Below are 21238 nucleotides of genomic sequence, written 5' to 3' on the forward strand. Positions count from 1 at the left end.
GGCTCCATGCTGAGAGAATCCTCTGCATGTCGGTCGAGTCGGGTCAGGCACGCCTGTCGGCAGGTGAGGAATCCTCCCCCTACATCGAGATCGACCGCGACGCCTGGGCCCAGCTGGCACCAGGATCCGTCAGCCCGCTGAGCTCGGAGGAGATCGCCTCCCTCCAAGGCCTCGGTGACTACCTGGACCTCCACGAGGTCGAGCAGATCTACCTGCCGCTGTCGAAACTGATCTCGCTGTACGCCGAGGCTGCCGGCCGGTTGCACCGCAAGCAGGAGGAGTTCCTCCACGACCGGATCCCGGCGCGTACGCCGTTCGTGATCGGGCTCGCCGGATCCGTGGCGGTCGGCAAGTCCACCGCGGCTCGCGTCCTGGCCCAGACGCTCGCCCATTGGCCGCAGCACCCGAACGTCGCCCTCGTGACCACGGACGGCTTCCTCTACCCCAACTCCGAGCTCGCGCGCCGCGGCCTGATGGAGCGCAAGGGCTTCCCCGAGTCGTACGACCGGCGGGCGCTGATGAAGTTCGTCGTCGACATCAAGTCCGGGCGCGAGGAGGTCTGGGCGCCGAAGTACTCACACCTGGTCTACGACGTGACGGACGAGCGGACCGTGATCCAGCGCCCCGACATCGTGATCGTCGAAGGCCTCAACGTGCTGCAGCCCGCGCGCGTACGCGACGACGGCCGCGCCGGCCTCGCGGTCTCGGACTTCTTCGACTTCTCCATCTACGTCGATGCGGCGACCAACCACATCCAGGACTGGTACGTCCAGCGGTTCCTGCGGTTGCGCGAGACCTCCTTCCGCAACCCCGACTCGTACTTCCAGAAGTACGCCGCTCTCACTGAGGACGAAGCCGTCGAGGAGGCGTTGCGGATCTGGGGTCGGATCAACGGGCCGAACCTCCAGGAGAACGTCCTGCCGACGCGCTCGCGAGCCACCCTGGTGCTGCGCAAGGACCACGACCACTCCGTGCGGTACGTCCGCCTGCGCAAGGTCTGACGGCCGAAAGGTGAAGAAATCCCGGTCGAGAGGTGAGTGAATCACCCAGCCGACGAGACAACTTCACCTCTCGACCGGGATTTCTTCACCTTTCGGCGGAGACGACGGCAGCGAGGCGTTCGGCGACCTCGGTCGCACGGCGCTGGGTCGACGCCTCGACCATCACCCGGATCATCTCCTCGGTGCCGGAAGGGCGCAGCAGCACCCGACCTGCAGATCCCAGAGCTGCTTCTTCCACAGCCACAGCGGCCGAAACATCGGCGTCCGTCGCCCGTGACCGCGGTACGTCGCGGACGTTGATGAGTACCTGTGGCAGTCGATCCATCACGGCCGCGAGGTCCAGCAGTGAGTCGCCGGTCTTCTTCATCCGCGCCAGGACCTGCACCGCCGTGAGGGTGCCGTCTCCCGTGGTCGCGTACTCGCTCATGATCAGGTGGCCGGACTGCTCACCACCGAGGCCGAAGCCCCCCGCGCGCATCTCCTCCGCGACATAGCGGTCGCCGACGGCCGTACGCCGCACCTTGATGTGGTGTGCCTCCATGGCGTGCTGGAAACCCAGGTTCGACATCACCGTCACGACGACGGTGTCGGAGGGCAGTCGACCTTCTTCACTCAGCCCGACGGCGAGCAGCGCGATGATCGCGTCGCCGTCGATGATGTTGCCCTCGCCGTCGACACCGATGCAGCGGTCCGCGTCGCCATCGAAGGCGAACCCGCAGTCGGCGCCGTGCTCGACGACCTTGCGCTGCAGCAGTTCCGGGTGGGTCGCGCCGCAGTGCTCGTTGATGTCGGTGCCGGACGGCGTGTTGTTGATCGGGATGACGCGCGCACCGAGCTTGGTCAGTGCCAGCGGCGCGGACACAGACGCTGCGCCCTGGGCGCAGTCGAGGACGACGGTCAGTCCGGACAGAGATCCCTCGACCGTCGACGCGAGGTGCTCGGCGTAGTCCTCGACTGCTGTGGCGTGCGACCGGATCCGGCCGACAGCGGCGCCGGTCGGGCGTTCCCAGACCTCGCCGAGGCGGGACTCGATCTCGTCCTCGAGGGAGTCGTCGAGCTTGATGCCGCCACGCTGCAGGAACTTGATGCCGTTGTCGGGCATCGGGTTGTGGGATGCGGTGATGACGACCCCGAGGTCGGCGCCCAGAGCGTCGGTGAGGTACGCGATCCCCGGCGTCGGAATGACCCCGAGCTGGACGACGTCCACGCCGGCCGATGCCAACCCGGCCATGACGGCGGCTTCGAGGAACTGTCCGCTCACCCGGGTGTCGCGGCCGACCACGGCGACGGGCCGGCGACCGTGATAGTCCTCGTGGGACAGCAGCGTGCGGGCTGCAGAAACAGCGAGGTCCAGGGCCAGCGACGCGGTGAGAATCTCACCGTTCGCCAGGCCCCGGACCCCATCCGTGCCGAAAAGGCGCATGCGCAAAAAGGTACGCGATCAGCGCTTCGAGAACTGCGAAGCCTTGCGGGCCTTCTTGAGACCGGCCTTCTTGCGCTCGACCACACGCGAGTCGCGGGTCAGCAGGCCCGCCTTCTTGAGCGTGGCGCGGTAGAGCTCGGTGTCGATCAGGTTGAGCGAGCGAGCGACGCCCAGACGCAGCGCGCCGGCCTGACCGGTGATGCCGCCGCCGTGGATGCGGGCGATGACGTCGAAGCGGCCCTCGAGGCCCAGAGCCGCGAACGGCTCGCTGGCGACCTGCTGGTGCAGCTTGTTGGGGAAGTAGCTCTCGAAGGAGCGACCGTTGATGGTCCAGTTGCCGGTGCCCGGCATGATGCGGACGCGAGCGACGGCCTCCTTGCGACGGCCAGTGCCGGCGCCCGGAGCAACGGTGACCGGGCGAGCCGGGTCAACAGCGGCGGCGACAGTCTCAGAGGTGTACGCGACGCCTTCGGCGTCGGTCTCGTACTCGGCCTCGAACTCGGTGTTCTCAGTGTTCTCAGTCATGTTGGTTCTCAATCGCCTTACTGGGAGACCTGGGTGATCTCGAACGGAACGACCTGCTGGGCCGCGTGGGGGTGCGTCGGGCCGGAGTACACCTTGAGCTTCGTGAGCATCTGGCGTCCCAGCTTGTTCTTCGGGAGCATGCCCCACACAGCACCCTCGATGACCTTGCGAGCGTCCTTGTTGAGGGTCTCGCCGATCGGGGTCGCCGTCAGACCGCCCGGGTAACCCGAGTGGCGGTAGGTGAGCTTGGTCTTGAGCTTGTTCGCGGAGAGCGAGATCTTCTCGGCGTTGATGATCACGACGAAGTCGCCGGTGTCGGCGTTCGGCGCGAAGATCGGCTTGTGCTTGCCGCGGAGGAGGTTGGCGGACTGGACCGCCAGGCGACCCAGACGTACGTCGGTCGCGTCGATCACGTGCCAGGCGCGCTCGATGTCGCCCGGCTTCGGAGCGTAAGTGCCCACAGGAGCCTTCTTCGTTCGTTGTTCCTGGACGGCGGTCCCGGCCAGGGATGTAGCGATGATTTCTGACGAACACAGCCGGGTTCGGCCTCACGAGGAGGAATTACCGGTCTGCCCCTGGCGCTGTTTCAGAAAATGTCACAGTGCAGAAGCGGCAGGAATCAACCGCTGAAGCGTACGTGCATGTATGTACGAGGGTCAAAACCCCGACCGTCGGACGCGAAGCCACTCAGAAACGGCAAGGCAGGTCTCAGGATGGCCTCCTAGCGTCAGTCCCATGAACACGACCAAGACCCTCACGGCCACTGTCGCCGTCGTCGCCGCTGTCACCCTGTCCGCCTGCGGCTCCTCGAAGTCCTCGGCCCCGAACTCCGCAGCCTCGGGCACCCCGTCGAAGACCACCATCGCGCAGCGCCTGTCCGCCGCCAAGCAGTGCGCTCCCGCACTGAAGCCGCTGGCTCAGCTGCAGTCGGTCGGCACTGACTTCGCCACCAAGAAGATCACCGCGACACAGGCCGCTCAGCGGCTCGCCCCGATCCAGAAGGCTGTGGCCGACGCTGCTGCCAAGAACGCCACCAGTAAGCCGGGTACGGCCCTCAAGACGCTCTCCGATGACATTGCCAATCTGCAGGCGAACCCGCCGAAGGACCCGGCCTCGGTGAAGCAGGCCGTCGCGACCCTCACCAAGGACGGGCTCGCCGCCGTCAGCGCCTGCACCGGCAGCTGACGTACGAAAACGAAAGAGGGCGGGGCCAGTCGGCCTCGCCCCTCTCTCGTCGTGTCGATGACTCCGGTCAGCCGCTGACCTTCGGCGACGCGGAGGGAGTCGGCGCCTTCGAGGTATCCGGGGCGGGTTGTCCTGGCGGAATGATCATCTGGCCACCGGGGCTGCCGTATGTGCCCCCCTGGAAGCCGCCGTACCCGTAGCCGCCGGGGCCGCCGGGGCCGCCGGGGCCGCCGCGGAAGTGCATCATCCGGTCGTCACGCGGGTGGTGGTGATGGTGACCCACGCTGCCGATGCCGACGCCGCCGAGGCCGCCGAGGATGAGTCCGCCGATGAAGATGACGACTGCGCTCTTCCAGCCGAAGATGACGTCGCCGATCCTGGTCTTCGTGGCCGCCGGAGCCGGCGGAGCCTCCGTGGGAGCCGGCGGGGGCGTCTGGGGGGTGGGTGTGTCCTCGGTCATGAGTGCAGCATGCGCCTCTTTGCTGTGTCAGGCCTATGAATGGGCTCGGTCACACACCGCGACAAGTATCCGCGACATTGTGTAGCGTCCATCGGCATGAAGACTTTGAAGGACAAGGTTGTCGTCATCACCGGTGCCGGTTCAGGCATCGGTCGGGCTCTCGCGATCAACTGCGCCAAGCGCGGCTCCCTGCTGGCGCTCTCCGACGTCAACGAGATCGGCCTCGCCGAGACCCGTGACCTCGCGGTCGCGGCCGGCGCGGCGAAGGTGCGTACCGACAAGCTCGACGTGGCTGACCGAGCCGCATTCGAGGCGTACGCAAAGGCCGTCATCAAGGACTTCGGTCGCGTGAACGTCGTCATCAACAACGCCGGCGTCGCCCTTGCAGGCGACTTCGTCGATCTCGAGTTGACCGACATCGACTGGATCCTCGGCATCAACCTCTTCGGTGTCATCCACGGCACCAAGTTCTTCCTGCCGGCGATCATCGAGTCCGGCGACGGCCACGTCGTCAACATCTCCTCGCTCTTCGGGCTGGTCTCGATGCCGGGCCAGTCGGCCTACAACGCCTCCAAGTACGCAGTCCGTGGCCTGACCGAGGCCCTGCGCGAGGAGATGCTCATCGCCGGCAACAAGGTCGGTGTCACAGCTGTCCACCCCGGCGGCATCAAGACCGCGATCGCCCGCAACGCGCGTACCTCGGCCAAGGAGGACGCTGCTGCGACGGCCAAACTCTTCGACGAGGTACTCGCCCGGACCACTCCGGAGAGTGCCGCCGAGACGATCGTCAAGGGCATCCTGAAGAACCAGGCTCGAGTCCTGGTAGGCCTCGACGCCCACGCGATCCACAACTTCGGCAAGTTCACCGGCTCGAAGTATCAGGACATCATCGCCCTCGGCGCCAAGCGGGTCATGCCCAAGAAGATCTGACCGAGCCGGAGCGAGGTCGGTCAAGCAATTCAGGACATGTGACGCCTCGAGGGCATATATCCCTCGGGTCCCCACGTGTCCTGAATTGTTTCGCCCCTCGCGGGTCGGGGCGTTCAGGGCGTACGCGGGGCGACCGGCGGCAGGGCGTCAGTGGCCTCGATCTGGCTGAACCCACAGATCTCGAGCAGATCGACCACGATGGTGCGCATCTGCACCAGGACGGCATCGGCACTCACCGAGGTCCCCCGCGGCAGGTGCCGGGTCGCATCGGCGATCCGCATCAACTGTGGGATCGCCTGCTCCACCGTGTCGTAGGCGAGTCCGCCACCGATGGTCTCCGCGGCTGCAGCAATCTCGGCCAGCACTTCGGCGTACGCCTCCGGGATCACCCGGCCGCGGTGCGCGGCGACCGCGGTCATCCGGACCAGCACACGGGTGGACCGAAGCGCCCGGTCGAGCGGATCGACGATGGCGGCTACGTGGCGTACGTGCTCCCGCTGCCGGATGCGGAACGGCGACATCCCGACCACCGCGAGCCCGTCCGCGGCTGCGGCGCGCAGGCTGACCACGAGGGCGTCGGTCGCCCGGGCCTGGGCAAGAAGTTCGAACCCGTGGTCGCCGGGCTCGCCGACCACGATGCCCGCCGCTGCTCGCACCAGCGCGGCGATCCGGTCGAGCACGGCACCGGCCTTGACCGCCGGCTGACGGAACGCCTCCGCGGGTACGAGCATCGCGGCGACCAGGGCGACCGCTCCACCGACGAGCGCATCGATCCACCGCGACCAGACCGCGCCGTGCACCGGGACCACCGCGGCAACGAAGATCGACTGCACCGCCACCTGATTCACGATGAGGGAGCCCGTGTCCATCAGGACAGCCACCGACATGCCCAGCGCGACGATGACCCCGATCTGCCAGGCCCCACGCCCGATCCCGGCCACCAGCAGGTCTGCCAACGCGACACCGACGCTGACACCCACCGCGACCTCGAGCACGCGGCGCAGCCGCTGACCGTACGACGTGCCGAGACTGACCACGGCTGCAACCGGCGCGAAGAACGCGGCGGCGTGGCCCAACAGGTCGTGGGCGATGAAGAACGCCACCCCGGCTGCGGCCGCGCACTGGAGGATCGCCCAGCGTTTGGACTGCCAGCGGCCGACCCGCGCCCGCAGGCTCGGGCGTACGCGCTGCTGGACGAACTCGGCCGCGAACTCTGCCGACGGCGACTGAGTCAGCGGGAGTTCCATGACGCGCACATTAGTGCTGAGCGCGGGGGTGATCGAGACTATTCCTATGCCTCGGTTCACTCGCGCTGAGTTGGACGCGTTCCGCGGCGTGACCGTGCCTGATCTGTTGCCGGACGGCGAGCTCAAACTGCTCTTCGTCGGGATCAACCCAGGACTGTGGACGGCGGCGGTCCAGACCCACTTCGCACACCCAGTCAACCGGTTCTACCCGGCGCTGTACGAGGCCGGCATCATCACCGAGCGCATCGACCCGGCAGCCGGTACTACTCCGGCTCAACGTGACCACATCACCGGTCGCGGTGTCGGGATCTGCAATCTGGTGCAGCGCGCGACGGCACGGGCGGACGAGTTGTCGAAGGCCGAGTTGATCGAGGGCGCCGCGGCGCTGGCCGACCTCGTCACGTGCCGCCGACCGCTGGTGGTCGCCGTCGCGGGCATCACCGCGTACCGCGTCGCCTTCGCACGCCCGAAGGCCGCGGAGGGCCGTCAGCCGGTGATGATCGGTGACTCGATCCTGTGGGTCGTCCCCAACTCCTCCGGCCTCAACGCGCACGAGACAGTGGCTTCGTTGGCGATCAAGTACGCCGAGCCGGCCCGCGTTGCGGGCGTGCTGAGCTGACCCGTAGGAATCAGGGCCGGTTGCGGCCCAGGTCGTCGTGGGCCTGCACCCACTCATCAGCCACCACAGCTGCCCCGAGGGACAACTCCCCCGCCAGCACCGTGGCCGCCATGATCTCGGCGAGCTTGCGTACCTTGCCCTTGCCGTAGCAGCCCAACAGCTCCAGCGACTCCCGCTGCGTGGCCAGGCCGGTGCCACCGCCGTACGTCGCGATGATCAGGGCGGGCAGCGTCACCGAGGCGTAGAAGTCTCCGTTGGGAAGGAGTTCGGAGAAGCCGTACATCGCGCTCGCCTCGGCGATGTTGGCGACGTCCTGGCCGGTGGCGATGAACATCGCGGTGAGGCCGTTGGCGGAGTGGTTGCCGTTGTTGTTGGTGACGCTCATGATCGATCCGAGCTGGCCGCGCATGCGCGCGTTGAACAGCTTGTCGGTCGAGACGTGCATCTGCTCCTCGACGAGCGCCGCCGGCAGGGTGATCTCGGCGACGACCCGCTTGCCGCGGGTGTGCAGCATGTTGACGACCGACGTCTTCTTGTCGGTGGCGAACTGGCCCTCGAGCAGGAATCGCACCTCAGGCCCCGGGTAGTTCTGCTTGATCCAGGCGCACGCAGCGAAGGTGGCCTTGCCGGTCATGTTCTGGCCGGCGGCGTCACCGGTGGAGTAGTTGAACCGGGTGTAGAGGAGCTTGCTCACGGGGAAGGTCTGGATGTCCAGGAGCTTGCCGCTGCTGGTCGTCGTCTCGGCCGCCGCTGCGATCTGCTCGACGTTCGCCAGCAGCCACTCGCGGAAGTCACGTGCCTCGCGCGCGTTGTCGAAGCTGAACACCGGCGCCCGCTGCATCCGGTCATCGATCACGGTCGTGGTGACGCCGCCAGCCGCGCGGCACAGCTTCATCCCACGGCTGTAGCTAGCAACAAGAGTTCCCTCGGTCGTCGCCATCGGCACATAGAAGTCACCCTGCGCGTGCTCGCCGTTGACCCGCAACGGACCGGCCAGACCCATCGGCACCTGCGCGACGCCGATGAAGTTCTCGACGTTGCCGGGCAGTACTGCCGGGTCGAGCGAGTACGCCCTGATGTGCTCGACGCTCTCGCCGGTGCGTTCCTTCAGGAACTCATGCCGGGCGTCGATGGCCTCGGCGGAGTAGTTGTCGTCACGAGAGCGCGGAATCGAGTCAGCCACGGGGTGCAGCCTGTCAGGGGTGGGCGCGGAGCGCGACCGACACGCCCCGGTTCAGCGGACCGCGCGGTCGCCTCGGACGGCCCGAAGCGCCCGCTTGGCGAGATACATGTCGGCGTCCGCGGCCAGCAGGGCATCTGCCAGTCCGGTGACCGACGACAACGGTTCGACACCGACACTGGCGCTGTCTCCGAGAGCAGCGGTCAACCGATCCCGCAACGCGTGGGCATCGGTCCCGACCGCGAACACGGCGAACTCGTCGCCGCCCAGGCGTCCGACCACGTCCCCGGGACGTACGGCGCCCCGCACGGTGAAAGCCACGTGCTGGATGAGGAGATCCCCCTCCGGGTGGCCCAAGGAGTCGTTGACGGTCTTGAGCCCGTTGACGTCGACGAAGGCGACCGCGCCGCCGCTGGGGGCGTCCTCGAATCGCGCCGTGACCTCCGCCGCGAAGCCCCGGCGATTGAGGAGGCCGGTCAGTTCGTCGGTCTGTGAGAGCAGGAAGGCGTCCTTGGCGAGCTGCACCTCACGCTGCAGCTCGTCGTGGACCGACACCTTCTCCAGAGCCAGCGACGTTGCTTCAGCGAGCGCTCGCAACAGGCTGATCTCGGCCTCGGTCGCTTCGTGGTTTTCTGCCCAGTACGCACCCAGCGCACCGATCGGCGCGAGCGTACGGATCGGCATCATCACCAGACTGCGCACGAACGTGGGCCGGTACGCGTCGTGCGGGATCCGGGGGTCGACGTAGATGTCCGGAATGACGGCCTGCTCCTTGTTGAGCATCGCCCATCCGCTGATGCAGGCTTCCAACGGGAACCGCATCCCCTTCCACAGCGGCGAGATCGCGTCCTCGTCGGCGTAGTAGCAGAGGTCGCCATCGCGGAGCACGAACGTGGCCCCGTCACAGTCAGCGAGGCTGCGTACGCCCGCGCGGACGATCTGCTGCACCTGGGCCAGGGTCGTGGCAAGGGAGAGCTCCTGGATCGCGGTCAGGAGTCCGGCGATCCCGTGATCGTCGTCAAGGCGGGTCATGGGCGCAGATTATCGGCGAGCGCAACTGCCCTCATCCTCCGAAAGGTCACCCTTCGTCGACCACCACGTTCGCCCGGCCCAACGGCCACACCTTGGTGAGCTGCGTGAAGGCCCAACTCAGACCCGGGTACTTGTTGAACGGCTCCTGCGGCCCGCGGACCATCCGGCCGGTGGCGGTGTCGTACTTCGCCTTGTGCCACGGGCAGACCAGGCAGCCGTCGTCGTCGATGCTGCCGTTGGCGAGATCGGCGCGCAGGTGACGACAGCGCCGGGTGACGGCGAAATGGTCACCGTTGTTGCCGACGGCGTACGCGCCGTTGCCCTCGACGGTGCCCTCGGGAAGCGGATGCGGAATGTGAACGTCGGCCATGTGCCCACTCTGCCGGTGTCTGTACCGATCTCCAATGGTCTCCGGGATGTTTGGGCCCGGACGACAAGCGAGCCGGGCGGAGATTTTCGGACGATGGAGGTCCCCCACCTGAGACGGAGTGTCCGATGACGTTCATGTTCTGGCTGTTCTTCGCGATGTTGACCCCGGTCTGGATTCCTGTCATCGCCACTGTCGGCGGCGGCATCGCGGATGCCGTCCAGCGCCGCCGCGGCACCCACGCCCCGACCGGGGCGGCGGCGATCGTCGCCCAGCTGCAGACGAAGGCTGGGACCGCCGCCATCAGCGACGCCGTCGCTGCCTGATTGCCAGTACGACGTCGTTCTGCTTGATTCGTCCCTGTGGCAGAACCAGGTCCTTTCGACACGATTGTCGAGCAGTTCGTCTCCACCCAGTCGACCGCGGAAGCCGTGGACGGTTGGGCCGACCGTGTCATGCAACGCATCGGCGCCGAGATCCCGACCATTGCTGACGACGCGGTGCTCGCCAAGGCCGTGGAGATCTCGGCGCGTACGCAGTGGACCGCGTTCCTGGGAAGCATCCGCTATCCCGAGCGCGAGATCCCGATGCTCCCGACGGCCGCGGAGGTGGCCACCGAACTGGCTCGCCGAGGTCATCCGTTGGCGGTGCTGTTCCGGATCTACCGAGTCGCGCGCCGAGCCATCTGGGACTACATCACCGACGTGCTGACCACGGTTGCTCCGCAGTCCGAGGAGTCGCAGTTCCTGATCTTCTTCTGGAACCGGGCCAGCACGTGGATCGACGCCGTCGTCGAGGCATCGACCGCCCTCTTCGAGGCCGAGCGCGACAAGGTCCGTCAGGGGGCGGCAGCCCAGAAGCTCGTGGCCGTACGGGCACTCATCGAAGGTGAGGGGACGCTGAATCCTCGCGAGGCCTCAGCCTCTCTCGGTGGGCACCCGCTCTCCGGCATCAACACGGCCGTACTCCTGCACGCCACCGACATCCAGCGAGTCACCGAGCTGCGCGACGGCGCGCTGGAGTTGGCACAACTGGCTGGGGCACGGAACCCGTTGATCGTCTCGCCGGGCGGGCGCGATCTGTGGATGTGGATCGCCTCGAAGGCCGCCCCGACGACCGACCGTTTCGGATCGCTACGAACCTGGCTGGACGAGCGCGGCATCGTGGTGGCCGTCGGCAGCCCGGTCGAGGGCATCGACGGATTCCGGCTCAGCCATCTGGAGGCCCAGCGGGCCCAGCGGATGGCATTCGCATCCCAGCGGCTGCCCAACCCACTTCTGTTCGGTGAGGTCGAAACGCTGGCCATGCTGCGGCAGTCACCGGAGGACGCCGCCCGGTTCGTCGCGCGTACCTTGGGGCGCCTGGCCGAGGACACAGACGCGATGGCCCGCCTGCGGCAGACAGCGCGGGCCGCGCTCGAGGCAGAGAACCTGGAGAAGGCCGGCGAGGCCCTGATCGTGCACTCCAACACGGTCCGCTACCGACTCGGCCAGATCGAGAAGATCATGGGCCGCTCCATCAACGAACGATCCTCCGACCTGGCGCTGGCGCTCGCGTACCACCATGCGTTTCTCGCTGACGGGACCTGAGGTCGCTCAGGCAGTCCGCCGGCGACGGAGAGCCGCCAACGCGAGAACGGCAACGGCCGCTTCGGAGAGAACGGATACGACGCCGAGCGGTTCGAACCAGTTGCCGACGTCGTCGGAGAGTTGGGGGAATGCGATCAGTCGCGTTGCTCCGTACACGAGGACGGCGCTCCCGCAGACGACGGCGGCGAAGCGGTACGCCCAGGTCTGTCCGGTGGCGGCGATTGCCACCCCCAGCGCGACACACACGCCCGTGAACACCACGAAGAGCACGCCCATGTAGGGAGCTTCCTTGAGGTGCGGGGCGATCACGGGCACGTGGGCGACGGCGGCGACCCCGATGGCGGCGACGACGGCGACCCGGAGAGTCGAGTCGATGATCGTGGGCGTTGGGTGCAGTGACGTCGTACTCATGGGATCCACCTCAGTCGGTTCGATGCGATCCCTGCCCCGGGGTTTCAACCGGGGCAGGGATCAGATGTGGAGCGGAGCCTGGGCCTAGCCGAGGTTCTTGTTCGCCGCGATACCGCCAGCGAGGATCTTCGCGGTCCCGGGCATGTGCATGGCGGCCATGTCCAGGTCGGCGAAGACCTGGGGGTTGCCGGCGACCAACGCGTCGATCGTGTCGAGCAGCGTCTGCACGTGCGGCACCAACTCCTGGGCAACAGCGTCAGCAGGAAGCTGCGGAACGACGGAGTTGATCAGCTGACCGAACGAGGTGCGGTACCCGTTGAGGTCCGACTTCGCCTTGTCAGCCATGGCCGTGTTCTTGGTGGCCTTGCCGAGCGTGTAGTTGACGAAGAACCCGATGTGCTGACGCCACGACTGCAGGAACGGGGTCTCGGCTGCCGGGTAGACAGATCCGACGGCCTTGGAGAGGGCCACCGAGTTCGCATCCAGAGCGTTGACCGCAGCGACCACGGTCGGGTCCTTGAGGTTGCCACCCTTGCTGACGGCCTGCGTCAGCGCGATGCCGGCGAGGTCGACGTGGGCGTCAAGCAGGTACGTCAGACCCGAGCGCAGACCCGAGGCGGCGTCGTTGGGGTCACCCGCGAGGTGCTTGTCCTGAGCGATGCCGGTGGCCAAGATGCTGGCGGTCATCGGCATGTGGTCGGCGGCCTTGGAGAGCAGCGCGAAGGCGTCGCCCTTGCCACTGACCAGCGCGTCGATGGTGTCGAGCAGCGTCTGGACGTGCGGGATGAGCTCCTGGGCAACAGCGTCGGCCGGCAGTTCCGGTACGACGGAGTTGATCAGCTGGCCGAACGAGGTGCGGTAGCTGTTGAGGTCCGACTTGGCGTTCTCAGCCATCGCCGTGTTCTTCGTGGCCTTGCCCAGCGTGTAGTCCACGAAGAACCCGATGTGCTGACGCCACGACTGCAGGAACGGCTTCTCGGCCGCCGGGTAGACGGATCCGATCGCCTTCGAGAGTGCGACCGAGTTCCCGTCGAGGGTGGTGACAGCCGCCACCACGGCCGGATCCTTGAGGTTGCCGCCCTTGTCGAGCGCCGTCTTCAATGCGATTCCAGCGAGGTAGACGTGCTGGGTGAGCAGGTCGGTCAATGTGGCGCGGAGGCCAGCGGCTGCGGTGGTGGTGGCCGCTGCACCTGTCACACCAGACGCAGTGCTGGGCATGCCCGACATGGAGTCCGAGGGCGCCGGCGAGCTGGTGGAGCTGCCGCAGGCGGTCAGTGTCAGCGTCGCCAGGGTGGCAACGGCCGCGACGGCGAGCCGAGCCTTTCCGGAGGTGGACCTGTTCATGTTGTGCTCCTCATTCTGGTTCATCTGATGGTTGGGTGAAACGGGTCGACGGTTGCGACGACGCGATGTTGGGTTCATGGGGTCACGACGATCTCGCCGGACATGCCCTTGTGGATCGAGCAGTAGTAGACGTACTTGCCGGGCTTGGTGAAGGTGAACGTGACGTTCTTGCCCGGACTGAGCGGCATGTTGATCACACCGTCCGGGTTCTCGGAGGTCCGCAGACCATCTGATCCCACAACGAACGTCCCTGTCGTGACGGTGTGCGCGATGGAATCGGTATCGGTCCAGGTGACCGTGCTGCCCGCCTTGACCGTCAACGTTGCTGGCATGAACGAGAGCAACGAGGTCCGGACCGTGGTGGCGTTGTCGAGAGTCGCACCGTTGCCGGCCCCCGAGCTCCCGGAGGTGCCACAGGCGGTGGCCAACGCGAGAGTGAGGGCGGAGGCGGCGAGGATGCCTGCCTTGGTTCGCGGCCGGAGGGCGGTGGTTGAGGGAATCACGTCATGCATTCGATGCGGTGAACCAAACAGATTGGACCGGTACTGCAGGTTCACGGTTTTCATGCCGCCCGGCCCGCCTTGCGGCCTCGGTACGCCGCCACCAGGAGCACGCAGATCGATGCCGCTGTGGCGATGGCCTGAGCAATGCAGGTGTCGACCTTGTCCGGGTACCAGGCGGGTTCGTACATCGGCGGCAATGGACCGATGGCACCGAGGTCGGCGTACCGATAGACCAGCAGCGCCGCCAGTCCGCCTCCGGCGACCGCCGCAGCGAAGAAGTCAGTGAAGCTCTTGCGGACCAGCAGGATCAGAACCGCCGCTGCGATCGCGAGCCCGGCTTCGATCCGGAAGAGGTCGCCCTGGCTGACGGCGCTGCTCCTGATCGAGTCGTAGGCGCCGGCGAGCTTGAGGTGGACACGGGCGTCGACCACCAGCCCTGCGGCAGCGGCGAGGCGGAGCAGCATGGAGATTGAGAACAACCTGGCTGCGCGAGTGGTGAAGGACGTCATGTCCCGTGTTCGTCACCGCCGGCGAAACAGATTTGTCCGCCGGGGCGGCGTCGGGTTTGGGCGGGTAGGACTCGCTACGCCCGCGCGAACGCCACCAGGGCGAGCGGAGTGGTCGTCGGCCTTGCGCTTCCTCCGGCCGGCTCGACCGTGATTCCGGCACCCAGCGCGGTACGCGCTTGGCCGGTCAGGACCACGGTGGTGGCGCCAGCAGGCAGGTACCCGGCTGGAGCCATCGAGCGATCGGGACGCTGCAGCCACAGCTCGTACACCTGGGAGTTCGGTAGCGGCTTGAGGCCCCCGGAGGTGACGACCGCGCGACCCACTGAACCGGATCGGTACCAGGTCAGCGATCCGCCGCCGACGACGGCACTGCGCACGACTTGGACGTCCGCCGCCGACATCACCCGGTCCGCCGCAGACATGCTCACATGCGAACTCGGCCACGGGTGGGAGACAGCCACTGCCGATGCCACCGACGCTGCCAACACCAACGAACCGGCTGCCCAGCGGCGGCGCGTACGCCCCGCCCGGGAGACCGACACCAGGGGCGGAAGCGGGCGGACTTCGCCGATCCCGGCCAGGACCGCTGCCCGCAGCCGGTCCGACGGCGCCGTCTCCACGGCTCCGGACAGTGCGGCGGCGGCTTCGCGGAGGCTGTCCACCTCATGCTGGCAACTGACGCATTCGGCCAAGTGCCGTTCGAACTCGGCGCGCTCGGATCCGTCGAGGGCGTCGACCGCGTACGCACCCGATAGCGCGTGAATGTCGATGCTCATTGCGCCCCCACCCCCATCGTGTCTCGTAGTCGAATCAGACCATCCCTGATCCGTGTCTTGGCGGTGCCCAAGGGAAGGTCGAGCATCGCCGCCACTTCTGTATGTGTATATCCGCCGAAATAGGCCAGTTCGATGGCCTCACGCTGCGCCCCCGTCAGCCCCTGCAGTGCCGCCCGCACCCGGCGAGCCTCCATCCGGGCTTCTGCGGCCTCCTCGGTGGAATCATGCTCCACCGAACGATTCGACCGCTCGTAGTGGACGTCTCGACGATCCGAGGCCTCGACCGCCCTGACCCGGTCCACTGCCCGGCGATGCGCGACGGTCAGCATCCAGGCGAGCGCGCTCCCGCGAGCCGGCTCATACCGGGCCGCCTGACGCCAGATCTCCAGATAGCACTCCTGGCTGACCTCCTCGGCCATCGCCGGATTGCGGAGCACGCGCAGGACCAGGCCGTACACCTTGGTCGAGGTCGCGTCATACACGCGAGCGAAGGCTTGCTGGTCGCCCCGTGAGGCCGCCCTCAGATCGGCTGCGAGGTCGCTCGCGACATCGGCTGCGCCGAGCAAGGCAGGAGTGGCGTCGCCTGCCCGCGCGCTCTGGTGATCCATGTCTCTAGTCTCCGCCCACACTCACGGGACCGCGACAAGGACGAGGGCAAGCATCGGCGTGTTCGCAGCGGCGCCGCCACCTCGACGAGGAGAAGTCACGTTGATCGTCCTTCCGGAACTGGCATCGGTTGTGTGAGGTGTTCGGAGCGCGGCGTGGAACGGATGGGTCCGAATTCTTCACGGCGGAACCCATCCGCGCCGTCCGCGGCTCCGAATGAGTTGCGTAGTCCGCGAGCCGCGGACGTCGACCCCACGGAGAACTGATGACTGTCAGCACCCCGCCACCGCGCCTGGCCGTGATCGGCTCCGGGGTTTCTGGACTGGTGGCGGCGTACGCGGCCACGCGCGCCGGCGTCCAGGTCACCGTCTTTGAAGCTGATGAACGGCTGGGCGGCCATGCGGACACCCACGCCGTGACGGAGGCCGGCCGCGTACTGCAGATCGACACCGGATTCATCGTGCACAACCGGCAGACGTATCCGGTGCTGTGCCGGCTGTTCGAGGAGCTCGACGTCGCGACTCAGGACTCGGAGATGTCGATGTCGATCCGCGACGACCTCACCGATCTGGAGTGGGCAGGTGCTCGGGGGCGTCGGGGCCTGTTCCCACGCAGGTCGAACGTGTTCAACGCGCACTACCTACGGATGCTCACCGAGATCCCCCGATTCCATCGGCAGGCACGTGCGGTCCTGGCTGAGACCGCGCCCGACCGGACGCTCCACGACTTCGTCCTCGAGCACGGTTTCAGCACCTACTTCGTCCAGCACTTCCTGGAACCTCTGGTGGCCGCGGTCTGGTCCTGCGACCCGACCCTCGCAAGCCGATACCCGGCGCGCTACCTGTTCCAGTTCCTCTCCCATCACGGGATGCTCAGCGTCACCGGAAGCCCGACCTGGCGCACCGTCACCGGCGGGTCGCACGCGTACGTGAATGCCGTCGCGGAGCGTCTCGACGAGGTCCTGTACTCGACCGCCGTCACCGCCGTGCTCGAGCGCGAGGATCGCGCCAGCGTGGTCGATCACCACGGCGTGGAGCGCGACTTCGATCAGGTGATCATCGCGACTCATCCCGACCAGGCCCTGGCCATGCTCAAGGACCCGACAACCGCGCAGCAAGAAGTCCTCGGGGCGATCACGTATTCCGCGAATGTCGCCCTGCTGCACACCGATACCTCGCTGATGCCGAGGGCCGCCGGTGCCTGGAGCTCCTGGAACTTCCGGCGGGTACGCGGCGAGGCGGCGCCGGTGACAGTGACGTACGACCTGACCCGACTGCAACAGCTGCCAACCCGGACGCACTATCTCGTCACGATCGGCGGTGAGGATCTCGTGGACCCGGGTCAGGTCATTGCTCGCCGGGAGTACGCACACCCGCTCTATACGCCGGAATCGGTGGCCGCTCAGGGTCGGCTCAGTGAGATCGGGACCGACCGGGTCGCCTTCGCTGGCGCGTATCACGGCTGGGGATTCCACGAAGACGGCGCCCGATCGGGTCTGGCCGCCGCCGAACGGCTGGGCCACCACTGGCCGGAACCGACCCGGCCCGCTGAGCACGCGATCGGCGCCTATCGGACGACGATCTGGCACGAACGCCAGCAACCCTGGCGCCGTACGTTCCGACACCGCTCAACGATGTGGGTCAGCGACATCGACGGGCCGGCCAGTTCTTCACTCTGGGGGCGACTCGCCCACGGGCGTCACGAAGCCCGCGACCACCTCGGCCGTCCTGATCGATCGCTTCGCGAGAACGTCGCATCGTTCCTCGGCCGACGCGGGATCGAGTTGGGTGACGCGCAGGTGCTGCTCGCTGCGCATCCCCGAGCGTGGGGCTACTGCTTCAACCCGATCAGCGTCTGGTGGTGTCTGCGTGGGGACGGCTCGGTGCTCGCCACGATCCTTGAGGTGCACAACACCTATGGAGATCGACACGCGTACCTGATCGAAGGACCGGCACTCGACGCCGTCGTCCAGAAGCAGATGTACGTGTCTCCCTTCCACCCCTCCACCGGCATCTATCGCGTCCACGCTCCGGTGCCGAGAGGCAAGCTCGACATCCGGGTGGAGTTGCGTTCTCCGGACGGCGCCAACTTCCGAGCGGACCTCTCCGGTGAACGCTGTACGACTGCTCCCCGGCTCTCAGGACTGTCCGCGCTGCGCGACAGCGCCCTGATCCGGTTGCACGGCCTCGTCCTGTGGGCCCATCGCCTTCCGATCCAACCCCGCCCAGCCCATCAGCAGGAGGACGTATGACCATCACCAACCTTGCCCCGGCACGTGTCCGAATCGACCTCGACCCGATCGACTCGGGACTGTCGACCGCGATCTCCGCACGGGTCGCGAGGGCCCTGTTCGTACGCGCCGTCTCCGGCTTGGACGTGTCGGTCCACCTCGAGGGGCGTACGTACGGCCGGGGCGGACCGGAGATGATCATCCGGCGCCCGGACGAGTTCTTCGCCCGCCTCGGACGGGACAAGAACATCGGGTTCGGCGAGGCCTACCTCTCCGGCGCGTGGGACGCGCCCGACCTGGCGTCGTTCCTGACGGTGCTGTGCGCACGGATCGCGACCCTGGTCCCAGCCCCGCTGCGAGCGCTTCGCGGAGCCGTCGTACCTCGGCCTCCGCGCGATGAGCGCGGTGCTCAGGACGACACGCAGCGGGTGATCGCCCACCACTACGACCTGTCGAACGATCTGTTCGCGCTCTTCCTGGACCCGACCCTGATGTATTCGGCGGCGCTGTTCCGGACCGACGAATCGGGCCGTCCGATCACCGGCGACGACCTCGAGACCGCCCAGATCCGCAAGATCGACGCAATGCTCGATCTTGCAGAGGTGGGTGAGGGCACCCGTCTGCTCGAGATCGGCAGCGGCTGGGGCGCCCTCGCGATCCGTGCAGCCCGACGCGGAGCGATCGTTCGCACGATCACCCTGTCCACCGAGCAGCGTGACCTCGCGATCGGGCGTGTCGCGGCTGCCGGACTGGCCGATCGGATCGGCGTCGAACTATGCGACTACCGAGACGTTCGTGGGACGTACGACGCCGTGATCTCGGTGGAGATGATCGAGGCCGTCGGATGGCGGTACTGGTCGTCGTACTTCCAGACCATCGACCGTGTGCTCGCCCCGGGCGGCCGTGTCGCGATCCAGGCGATCACCATGCCGCATGCACGCATGCGCGCCACCCGGGAGACCTACACCTGGATCACGAAATACATCTTCCCCGGCGGTTTCCTGCCCTCGGTGACCGCACTCAAGCAGGTCACCGAACGTGACACCCGGCTCCGCCTGCGCAGCAGCACCTCGCTCGGATCGCACTACGCCGAGACGCTGAGGCAATGGGACCAGCGGTTCCTGGCAGCCCGCGCCGATTGGACCCGCCTGGGCTTCGACGAGACGTTCGGCCGACTGTGGCACTTCTACCTCTCGTACTCGCGCGCAGGATTCGCCTCCGCCTACCTCGACGATCTGCAACTGCTCTTCACCCGGGACGCAGCCCGATGATCGGCATCGCGACCGCTCTCGCCGACGCCCTGTCGCCGGTCGTCCCGGAGTTGCCCGTCCGTCTGATCGCCTGGGACGGGTCGTACGTGGGACCCGATGGCGCGCCGCTGGTGGAACTGCGGTCGCCGGACGCGCTGCGTCGCCTGCTCTGGCATCCCGGTGAGCTCGGCGCCGCGCAGGCGTACGTCACGGGCGAAGCGGAGATCCACGGTGACCTCGACGAGGCGCTGGCGGCGATCCTGACCCCGTCGCGCACGTCGACTGTGACCACGGCCGCGCGGCTCACAATGGCGTCGCGCGTGGCTCGATTGCTGCCGTCGTTGGGAGTGATCGGGCCGCCGCTGCCGGCGCCGAGATCCCAGGCGACGATCAAGGGTCGACTGCACTCCAAGGTTCGCGACCGTGCCTCGATCCATCATCACTACGACCTGTCGAACGAGTTCTACTCCCTGATCCTCGACCCGTCGATGGCGTACTCGTGCGGATATCACGCGACGCCGACAACGACGCTGGCCGAGGCCCAGCGAGCCAAACTCGACCTGGTCTGTACGAAGTTGGGACTCGAACCGGGGATGACCCTGCTCGACATCGGGTGCGGCTGGGGCTCGTTGTCCTTGCACGCAGCCGAACGCTTCGGTGCGCACGTCACGGCGATCACCATCGCCGCCGAGCAGCAGCGGTTCATCCAGGAACGCATCGACGCCCGCGGGCTGGGCGATCGGGTCACGGTGACGCTGTGCGACTACCGCGACGCCGAGGGGAGCTACGACGCCGTGTCCTCGATCGAGATGGGCGAACACGTCGGCGAGCAGAACTACGCCACGTACGCACGGGTCATCCACGACCGGGTGCGTCCCGGCGGCCGGGCCCTGATCCAGCAGATGTCGCGCACCGGCCGACATCCGGGCGGCGGCCCGTTCATCGAGTCGTTCATCGCACCTGACATGCACATGCGACCTGTCGGCGAAACCGTCGCGTACCTCGAGCGCGCGGGCCTGGAGGTCCGTGACGTGCACGGGCTGCGCGAGCACTACGTACACACCGTGGCCGGATGGTTGGCCAACGTCGAAGCCTCCGCCGACCTGCTCACGGACCTGGTCGGCGAGGAGGTCGTCCGAGTCTGGCGGTTGTATCTCGTCGGTGGCTCGGCGGCCTTCCGGGACGGGCGGATGGGGGTCGACCAGATCCTCGCCGTCCGTCCCGGAGCCACTCATTCGCTGCCGTCGGTACGGCGATGGTGAGCACGGTCTGGTGGGCGGAGATCGCCGCCGTCACCGCCGCCATGACCGGTACGGCGATCGTCGCCTTCCTGCTCCGGCGGATCGCGATCGTCGACGCCGGCTGGGGCGTGGCGTTCGTCGCCGCGGCGATCACCGTCACCGTGGCGAGCCCTTCGTGGTCGGCACGGAGTTGGCTCCTCCTGGCGATGGTCGTGGCCTGGGGCGGGCGTCTGAGCTGGCACCTCGGCCGTCGGACCCTCAGCTCTCGGCACGACGATCCGAGGTATGTCGAGATGCTCGGCGGCGCGATCGGTGAGGTCCCCGCGAGCCGGGTGGTCCTCAAGGTCTTCGTGCTCCAAGCGGTGATCGTCGCGATCATCGCGACACCGGTGACGTACGGCATCAGCCACCCGATGGGATCGTGGTGGGTGGTTGGCATCGGCGTCGTCGCCTGGCTCGCCGGAGTCCACTTCGAATCGGTCGGCGACGCCCAACTCGCGGCCCATCGTGCCAACCTCGACAGGGGACCGATCCTCGACACCGGCCTCTGGGCCTGGACCCGACACCCGAACTACTTCGGGGACGCCTGCGTGTGGTGGGGGATCTGGCTGGTCGGGGCGGCTTCAAGCGGTTGGCGTCCCGCACTGGCCACCGTGATCGCCCCTGCCGCGATGACGTTCTTCCTTGTCTCGGTCTCGGGCGTACGCCTCACCGAGCAGCGGATGGCAGGACGACCGGGCTGGGACGCGTACGCCGCCTCGACTCCGGCCTTCATCCCGCGGCCACCGCGACGTACGCGCCGACACTGAC

At 67.4% G+C, this 21238-nt stretch carries 24 protein-coding genes; 10 read left to right on the plus strand and 14 right to left on the minus strand.

Annotation, left to right across the window (positions count from 1 at the left end):
* The first annotated feature begins 26 nt into the window (after positions 1 to 26).
* Positions 27 to 1001 (plus strand): type I pantothenate kinase, encoded by a 975-nt coding sequence (gene coaA, locus KCTC_RS05580; protein WP_125567532.1) that lies wholly within the window; start codon positions 27 to 29, stop codon positions 999 to 1001.
* Between the two features lie 85 nt (positions 1002 to 1086).
* Here coaA and glmM read toward each other — a convergent pair whose 3' ends face one another.
* The 3 genes from glmM to rplM are packed head-to-tail and all read right to left on the minus strand — an operon-like array spanning position 1087 to position 3410.
* Complete coding sequence (gene glmM / locus KCTC_RS05585; RefSeq protein ID WP_125567534.1) at positions 1087 to 2424, minus strand: phosphoglucosamine mutase; 1338 nt, start codon at positions 2422 to 2424, stop codon at positions 1087 to 1089.
* Between the two features lie 18 nt (positions 2425 to 2442).
* Positions 2443 to 2961: a 30S ribosomal protein S9 gene (gene rpsI / locus KCTC_RS05590; RefSeq protein ID WP_408636108.1), complete on the minus strand. Its 519-nt coding sequence runs from the start codon at positions 2959 to 2961 to the stop codon at positions 2443 to 2445.
* 5 nt (positions 2962 to 2966) lie between these two features.
* Positions 2967 to 3410, minus strand: coding sequence for a 50S ribosomal protein L13 (gene rplM, locus KCTC_RS05595; protein WP_125567538.1), 444 nt, complete (start codon positions 3408 to 3410; stop codon positions 2967 to 2969).
* A 274-nt stretch (positions 3411 to 3684) separates the two neighbouring features.
* Between rplM and KCTC_RS05600 the strand changes: the two genes are divergently transcribed.
* Positions 3685 to 4134, plus strand: a complete 450-nt coding sequence (locus tag KCTC_RS05600) for a hypothetical protein (RefSeq protein ID WP_125567540.1) — start codon at positions 3685 to 3687, stop codon at positions 4132 to 4134.
* A 67-nt stretch (positions 4135 to 4201) separates the two neighbouring features.
* On the opposite strand, the gene KCTC_RS05605 is transcribed toward KCTC_RS05600, so the two are convergent.
* On the minus strand, positions 4202 to 4594 hold the full coding sequence (locus KCTC_RS05605; RefSeq protein WP_125567542.1) for a hypothetical protein: 393 nt from the start codon (positions 4592 to 4594) through the stop codon (positions 4202 to 4204).
* 96 nt (positions 4595 to 4690) lie between these two features.
* Between KCTC_RS05605 and KCTC_RS05610 the strand changes: the two genes are divergently transcribed.
* A complete protein-coding gene (locus tag KCTC_RS05610) occupies positions 4691 to 5524 on the plus strand; it encodes an SDR family NAD(P)-dependent oxidoreductase (RefSeq protein WP_125567544.1) in 834 nt (277 codons plus the stop codon).
* A gap of 113 nt (positions 5525 to 5637) precedes the next feature.
* On the opposite strand, the gene KCTC_RS05615 is transcribed toward KCTC_RS05610, so the two are convergent.
* Complete coding sequence (locus tag KCTC_RS05615; RefSeq protein ID WP_125567546.1) at positions 5638 to 6771, minus strand: FUSC family protein; 1134 nt, start codon at positions 6769 to 6771, stop codon at positions 5638 to 5640.
* 46 nt (positions 6772 to 6817) lie between these two features.
* On the opposite strand from KCTC_RS05615, the gene KCTC_RS05620 reads away from it, so the two are divergent.
* Entirely contained in the window at positions 6818 to 7390 is a 573-nt protein-coding gene (locus KCTC_RS05620) for a mismatch-specific DNA-glycosylase (protein ID WP_125567548.1), read from the plus strand.
* 10 nt (positions 7391 to 7400) lie between these two features.
* On the opposite strand, the gene KCTC_RS05625 is transcribed toward KCTC_RS05620, so the two are convergent.
* Genes KCTC_RS05625 through KCTC_RS05635 form a run of 3 tightly spaced genes read right to left on the minus strand, consistent with a single transcriptional unit; the run spans position 7401 to position 9972 of the window.
* Positions 7401 to 8573, minus strand: a complete 1173-nt coding sequence (locus tag KCTC_RS05625) for a hydroxymethylglutaryl-CoA reductase (RefSeq protein ID WP_125567550.1) — start codon at positions 8571 to 8573, stop codon at positions 7401 to 7403.
* Positions 8574 to 8624: 51 nt separating this feature from the next.
* Entirely contained in the window at positions 8625 to 9602 is a 978-nt protein-coding gene (locus KCTC_RS05630) for a GGDEF domain-containing protein (RefSeq protein ID WP_125567552.1), read from the minus strand.
* A 46-nt stretch (positions 9603 to 9648) separates the two neighbouring features.
* Entirely contained in the window at positions 9649 to 9972 is a 324-nt protein-coding gene (locus tag KCTC_RS05635; RefSeq protein WP_125567554.1) for a Rieske (2Fe-2S) protein, read from the minus strand.
* A 125-nt stretch (positions 9973 to 10097) separates the two neighbouring features.
* On the opposite strand from KCTC_RS05635, the gene KCTC_RS05640 reads away from it, so the two are divergent.
* Positions 10098 to 10295 carry a hypothetical protein gene (locus KCTC_RS05640; protein WP_125567556.1) on the plus strand — a complete coding sequence of 66 codons (198 nt, stop codon included), beginning with the start codon at positions 10098 to 10100 and terminating at the stop codon, positions 10293 to 10295.
* A 36-nt stretch (positions 10296 to 10331) separates the two neighbouring features.
* Entirely contained in the window at positions 10332 to 11558 is a 1227-nt protein-coding gene (locus KCTC_RS05645; protein ID WP_125567558.1) for a PucR family transcriptional regulator, read from the plus strand.
* Positions 11559 to 11564: 6 nt separating this feature from the next.
* On the opposite strand, the gene KCTC_RS05650 is transcribed toward KCTC_RS05645, so the two are convergent.
* From KCTC_RS05650 to sigK, 6 genes are all read right to left on the minus strand, one after another.
* Positions 11565 to 11969 carry a hypothetical protein gene (locus tag KCTC_RS05650; protein ID WP_164512489.1) on the minus strand — a complete coding sequence of 135 codons (405 nt, stop codon included), beginning with the start codon at positions 11967 to 11969 and terminating at the stop codon, positions 11565 to 11567.
* 84 nt (positions 11970 to 12053) lie between these two features.
* A complete protein-coding gene (locus tag KCTC_RS05655; RefSeq protein WP_125567562.1) occupies positions 12054 to 13313 on the minus strand; it encodes a hypothetical protein in 1260 nt (419 codons plus the stop codon).
* Positions 13314 to 13387: 74 nt separating this feature from the next.
* Positions 13388 to 13816 carry a cupredoxin domain-containing protein gene (locus KCTC_RS05660; RefSeq protein WP_164512490.1) on the minus strand — a complete coding sequence of 143 codons (429 nt, stop codon included), beginning with the start codon at positions 13814 to 13816 and terminating at the stop codon, positions 13388 to 13390.
* A 59-nt stretch (positions 13817 to 13875) separates the two neighbouring features.
* The gene (locus KCTC_RS05665; protein WP_197715263.1) at positions 13876 to 14325 is read right to left on the minus strand and encodes a hypothetical protein; all 450 of its coding nucleotides are present in this window, start codon (positions 14323 to 14325) and stop codon (positions 13876 to 13878) included.
* 74 nt (positions 14326 to 14399) lie between these two features.
* Complete coding sequence (locus KCTC_RS05670; RefSeq protein ID WP_125567566.1) at positions 14400 to 15101, minus strand: anti-sigma factor; 702 nt, start codon at positions 15099 to 15101, stop codon at positions 14400 to 14402.
* On the minus strand, positions 15098 to 15709 hold the full coding sequence (gene sigK / locus KCTC_RS05675) for an ECF RNA polymerase sigma factor SigK (RefSeq protein ID WP_125567568.1): 612 nt from the start codon (positions 15707 to 15709) through the stop codon (positions 15098 to 15100). Before sigK ends, KCTC_RS05670 begins: the two co-directional genes overlap by 4 nt.
* Positions 15710 to 15972: 263 nt before the next feature.
* Between sigK and KCTC_RS05680 the strand changes: the two genes are divergently transcribed.
* From KCTC_RS05680 to KCTC_RS05695, 4 genes are read left to right on the plus strand one after another with little or no spacing between them, the layout of a single operon-like run.
* Positions 15973 to 17958, plus strand: coding sequence for an FAD-dependent oxidoreductase (locus tag KCTC_RS05680; protein ID WP_125567570.1), 1986 nt, complete (start codon positions 15973 to 15975; stop codon positions 17956 to 17958).
* Complete coding sequence (locus KCTC_RS05685; protein ID WP_125567572.1) at positions 17955 to 19208, plus strand: SAM-dependent methyltransferase; 1254 nt, start codon at positions 17955 to 17957, stop codon at positions 19206 to 19208. Before KCTC_RS05680 ends, KCTC_RS05685 begins: the two co-directional genes overlap by 4 nt.
* A complete protein-coding gene (locus KCTC_RS05690; RefSeq protein WP_125567574.1) occupies positions 19205 to 20449 on the plus strand; it encodes an SAM-dependent methyltransferase in 1245 nt (414 codons plus the stop codon). The genes KCTC_RS05685 and KCTC_RS05690 overlap by 4 nt, the downstream gene beginning before the upstream one ends.
* Positions 20443 to 21237 (plus strand): DUF1295 domain-containing protein, encoded by a 795-nt coding sequence (locus tag KCTC_RS05695; protein ID WP_125567577.1) that lies wholly within the window; start codon positions 20443 to 20445, stop codon positions 21235 to 21237. The genes KCTC_RS05690 and KCTC_RS05695 overlap by 7 nt, the downstream gene beginning before the upstream one ends.
* Position 21238 lies beyond the last annotated feature (1 nt).

It is taken from the genome of Nocardioides baekrokdamisoli, from assembly GCF_003945325.1.
In the GTDB taxonomy this organism is placed as follows: domain Bacteria; phylum Actinomycetota; class Actinomycetes; order Propionibacteriales; family Nocardioidaceae; genus Nocardioides; species Nocardioides baekrokdamisoli.

Excerpts from the sequence above, each read along its gene's own strand:
- KCTC_RS05690 (WP_125567574.1), top strand. The coding sequence starts at position 19,205 with ATGATCGGCATCGCGACCGCTCTCGCCGACGCCCTGTCGCCGGTCGTC.
- KCTC_RS05695 (WP_125567577.1), top strand. The coding sequence starts at position 20,443 with ATGGTGAGCACGGTCTGGTGGGCGGAGATCGCCGCCGTCACCGCCGCC.
- glmM (WP_125567534.1), bottom strand. The coding sequence starts at position 2,424 with ATGCGCCTTTTCGGCACGGATGGGGTCCGGGGCCTGGCGAACGGTGAG.
- coaA (WP_125567532.1), top strand. The coding sequence starts at position 27 with ATGTCGGTCGAGTCGGGTCAGGCACGCCTGTCGGCAGGTGAGGAATCC.
- KCTC_RS05635 (WP_125567554.1), bottom strand. The coding sequence starts at position 9,972 with ATGGCCGACGTTCACATTCCGCATCCGCTTCCCGAGGGCACCGTCGAG.
- sigK (WP_125567568.1), bottom strand. The coding sequence starts at position 15,709 with ATGGATCACCAGAGCGCGCGGGCAGGCGACGCCACTCCTGCCTTGCTC.
- KCTC_RS05605 (WP_125567542.1), bottom strand. The coding sequence starts at position 4,594 with ATGACCGAGGACACACCCACCCCCCAGACGCCCCCGCCGGCTCCCACG.
- KCTC_RS05650 (WP_164512489.1), bottom strand. The coding sequence starts at position 11,969 with ATGAGTACGACGTCACTGCACCCAACGCCCACGATCATCGACTCGACT.
- KCTC_RS05620 (WP_125567548.1), top strand. The coding sequence starts at position 6,818 with ATGCCTCGGTTCACTCGCGCTGAGTTGGACGCGTTCCGCGGCGTGACC.
- KCTC_RS05610 (WP_125567544.1), top strand. The coding sequence starts at position 4,691 with ATGAAGACTTTGAAGGACAAGGTTGTCGTCATCACCGGTGCCGGTTCA.
- KCTC_RS05665 (WP_197715263.1), bottom strand. The coding sequence starts at position 14,325 with ATGACGTCCTTCACCACTCGCGCAGCCAGGTTGTTCTCAATCTCCATG.
- KCTC_RS05680 (WP_125567570.1), top strand. The coding sequence starts at position 15,973 with ATGACTGTCAGCACCCCGCCACCGCGCCTGGCCGTGATCGGCTCCGGG.
- KCTC_RS05615 (WP_125567546.1), bottom strand. The coding sequence starts at position 6,771 with ATGGAACTCCCGCTGACTCAGTCGCCGTCGGCAGAGTTCGCGGCCGAG.
- KCTC_RS05685 (WP_125567572.1), top strand. The coding sequence starts at position 17,955 with ATGACCATCACCAACCTTGCCCCGGCACGTGTCCGAATCGACCTCGAC.
- KCTC_RS05655 (WP_125567562.1), bottom strand. The coding sequence starts at position 13,313 with ATGAACAGGTCCACCTCCGGAAAGGCTCGGCTCGCCGTCGCGGCCGTT.
- KCTC_RS05630 (WP_125567552.1), bottom strand. The coding sequence starts at position 9,602 with ATGACCCGCCTTGACGACGATCACGGGATCGCCGGACTCCTGACCGCG.
- KCTC_RS05640 (WP_125567556.1), top strand. The coding sequence starts at position 10,098 with ATGACGTTCATGTTCTGGCTGTTCTTCGCGATGTTGACCCCGGTCTGG.
- KCTC_RS05600 (WP_125567540.1), top strand. The coding sequence starts at position 3,685 with ATGAACACGACCAAGACCCTCACGGCCACTGTCGCCGTCGTCGCCGCT.
- KCTC_RS05670 (WP_125567566.1), bottom strand. The coding sequence starts at position 15,101 with ATGAGCATCGACATTCACGCGCTATCGGGTGCGTACGCGGTCGACGCC.